Origin of the sequence: Paraburkholderia sp., from assembly GCF_035501035.1 — a bacterium.
Taxonomy (GTDB): domain Bacteria; phylum Pseudomonadota; class Gammaproteobacteria; order Burkholderiales; family Burkholderiaceae; genus Paraburkholderia.
Genome location: NZ_DATJWR010000284.1, coordinates 1 through 3,237 on the forward strand (window position 1 = coordinate 1; position 3,237 = coordinate 3,237).

General features: G+C 60.9%; 3 protein-coding genes. 2 read left to right on the top strand and 1 reads right to left on the bottom strand.

All coding sequences use genetic code 11. The annotated features are described in order from the left end of the window. The first annotated feature begins 312 nt into the window (after positions 1-312). Positions 313-729 (top strand): response regulator transcription factor, encoded by a 417-nt coding sequence (locus VMJ11_RS21030; protein ID WP_325621382.1) that lies wholly within the window; start codon positions 313-315, stop codon positions 727-729. Positions 730-811: 82 nt separating this feature from the next. Here the strand turns inward: VMJ11_RS21030 and VMJ11_RS21035 are convergent, their stop codons facing one another. Beyond that, on the bottom strand, positions 812-1,435 hold the full coding sequence (locus tag VMJ11_RS21035; protein ID WP_414694437.1) for a response regulator transcription factor: 624 nt from the start codon (positions 1,433-1,435) through the stop codon (positions 812-814). A gap of 1,613 nt (positions 1,436-3,048) precedes the next feature. Between VMJ11_RS21035 and VMJ11_RS21040 the strand changes: the two genes are divergently transcribed. Beyond that, positions 3,049-3,237 (top strand): hypothetical protein (locus VMJ11_RS21040; RefSeq protein WP_325621386.1); only part of this gene is annotated, 189 nt, incomplete at its 3' end.

A 3,237-nucleotide genomic window follows, 5' to 3' on the forward strand; every position in this document is an offset into this window, starting at 1 on the left:
CCGAACGGCCTTGCGCACAGCCGCCAATTTCCCGGGCGTCGCGCTTGCACCGGCGTGCAATTAAGCGTCAGACCGAAGGCAATGCTTCGCACCCCACGCCCTACCAAAGTATGAGTTGCCCCGCGTACTTTTTTCTGGTTGGACGCCCTGTGCGCTCTCGTTCACAGCCCGCCGCCGCAAGCAGTACTGAACGCCCGCGTGCACACGCCATGTGCCGCCTCGCGTCCTGCTCATACATTTGTATGATGGACGTGCGGTCGCTCGATCACTACGCTTGTCGATCAAGCGTCTCGTCCGGGAAAACGCGGTGTTTTGAATCAAGAGCACCCCCCACAGCAGGCTATTCCTATGTGTCCTGTCCGCCTTGTTTCGGTTGTCGACGACGACGCGTCTGGCCGCTTTGCCATCGAAAACCTCGTGCGCTCGCTGGGCTGGCCCACGCATACCTTCGATTCGGCTCAGTCATACCTGCAGTGGTTGTTAGCGGCCCACGACAATGAGACAGGCTGCCTGATTTCCGATGTGCGCATGCCAGGCATGTCGGGCATCGAGATGTTCGACCGCCTGCTCGCACTCGGCGCAGCGCCGCCGACGCTCTTCATGACGGCATTCCCCACCGATGCGCTGCGCGCGCAGGTGACGGCGAAGGGGGCGTTGGCCCTGCTGGAGAAGCCAGTCGATGGTGCGGTGCTCAAGATTCATCTGACGCGGGTGCTCGGCAGCCCCTGACCGAAAGCCATCGATCCAGCGTCCTTATCGCGTCGTCCGCGGTACACGTCACGAGCGCTGCGCGAGACCTTCGCCGGGCGCCTTACGGCGCACTGGCGCGATACGGTTCCACCCCGAGCGCTTCGGCTTTTCGGACGAGGTCCGGCACGGAGCGCGCCGCCATTTTCTTCATGAGCTGGCCCCGGTGGATTTTCACCGTGATCTCACTCAGGTTCATCTGCGCGGCAATCTGCTTGTTCATGAGACCGCTCACGACGAACGCCATGACCTCTTTCTCGCGCGGCGTCAACAACTCGTACGTCGAGCGCAGCGCGGCAAGCGCATGTTCGCTGGCCAGACGCTGGCCGTCGCGCGCCAGCGCCGCAGTAACGGCATCGAGCATGTCCTGGTCGCGAAACGGCTTCGGGAAGAAATCGAGCGCGCCAGCCTTCATGGCCGTGACCGACATTTCGATGTCGCCGAAGCCGGTCATGAAGAGCACCGGCATGCGGAGCCCGCTACGCGTCATCTCGTGCTGAAACGCTAGGCCGCTCTCGCCTCGCAGTCTGATGTCGAGGATCAGACAGCTCGGTGCATCCAGCTTGGGAAACGCGAGAAACTCGCGCGAGGAAGCGAACGTCTCGACATGAAGGCCCGCCGAGCGCAGCAGGTTGCGCAGCGCGAGGCGCATCCGTTCGTCGTCGTCGAGCACGTACACGACGGACATGCGTCTCTCGTCGTTCGGCGACAGGGAATGCTGCCCGATAACCATTTCGACTCCTCAGGAAGGCCCGTTGCGAAGCGGCGCCGTTCACCTTCGCTTCGTCTGTGCTGCCTGCAGCGAGTTACGCCCCGCCCCACCTGTCACGCACAGCAGGCTAAGCGGCCACCCGGCGCCCTTTAGCACCCTTAGGAAGTATAAGCCTTTCGAGCGTGGAGGAGTGCGAGAGCCTGCACGTGGTGCTGCGGCCCCGAGCTGAACGAAATAGAATGAGGATTAGTAACAAAACACGTACCAGTCCATGCTGTGCGCGGCGGGAAAAGTCAGAAGAATCGCGTTGGCGCCGCGTTTCAAGGCATTTCCCAGCTAGGGCGAGCGACCAGGGCATGGTACACGTACATCATCACATCGCCTGAGTAGATGGCAGACTTACTGTTAGCCGCCCGCCATGATAAGGGAAGTACCGCGTTCCCGACAAAGGCGACCGGCCCCACGGTGGAGCCCATGACCTCCATTCCGTCTTCTCGGTTCACCGCGTTTGAGAACGAAAGTCCGGGCTTGTGGGAAGAAGGCGATCGCGTCTTCTGCCGGGCCTGGCGCTCGACTGCCGACGGCACGAAGACTGCGGTGCCAGTATTGAGGCAAGCGGGCGAGCACCCAGCGCCAACCAGCCTCGGTGGATTTGCGCACGAATACGGTCAGAAGGGGAATCTGGACAGCGCATGGGCGGTACAGCCGCTGGAACTCGTGCACGAGGCCGCCTCCTGTGCAAGACGGCCGAGGATCGCTATCAGACCGTTGCGGGCCTGGAGTGCGACCTGAGAAGAATCGTGGCGGATTGGGAGTCCGCTCGTAGCGTCGATATGTTCCCGCTTTGAAAGTACGATACGACGCAAAACCTCTTAATCCCGGAGAAACTGGATCGGCGTGACGTGGAAATTCGTACGCGCCTGCATGCTTTCGAGCGGGTAGTGGCGAAAGCGACGCCAGAACTTGTCCTGGTCTCGGGGGTACCCGGGGTCTGGCGAGTCCTCGCGGGCAACCGCCGGTTTCAGTGCTGTCGCCCGTAGAAACGCAACTGCGGTTTCAGTCCGTATTCCAGAGCTTTGCTGGGGTGTTTGCGCGGGCCAAGCATCCCCTGGTGATATCGACGACCTCCAGTGGCCAGATCCGGCAAGATTGACGCTCGTAGAGTCTTTGGCAACGTTCCCGGACACTCGCCACGTGCCGTTGAACTGACAGCGAATCCCAGCATCCGCCCCCCCGGTGTCGAAACAAATTCTGGCTTTCGTGAATTCCGTTCATTCGGCAGACCCGTGGGCGTCGGCTGCGCGGTCCTGGCCAGCTCTCGTCGCGAAAGGGTTATACAGCCGTATAAACCCGTAGCGCCATAGAGGCATCGCCACATCCCACCGTAGGACGGATTCTCCGCGCCGCACGGCCTAGCCTTCAGTCATCGCGACTGGCAGACATCTGGCGGCAGTGCGGACACCTCTGTAGCAGCTCGCCACCCTTGCCTTTCGAGTGCAGATTGCGATGTTGGCAAGTTGCTTGTGTCGTCCTCATCGCTGCCATGCCCGACCGTCTTCCGTGCTCAAGTGCCTCGCTAAGGAATGGCCGTGTCCAATACTCTGCATAACTGGAAATTTGTCGGAAGTAACGTCTATATGGGGACCTCGAATAACCCGAGGTTTTCAGTGAATTCTTTGCGGGACACCATGATTGCGACGGAATCCGGTTGTATGTGTGCAGCTATTCGCAGCTTTCCCGCAGTGTCGCCCGCTTTTTTGCTTCACATCGCCTCGAGC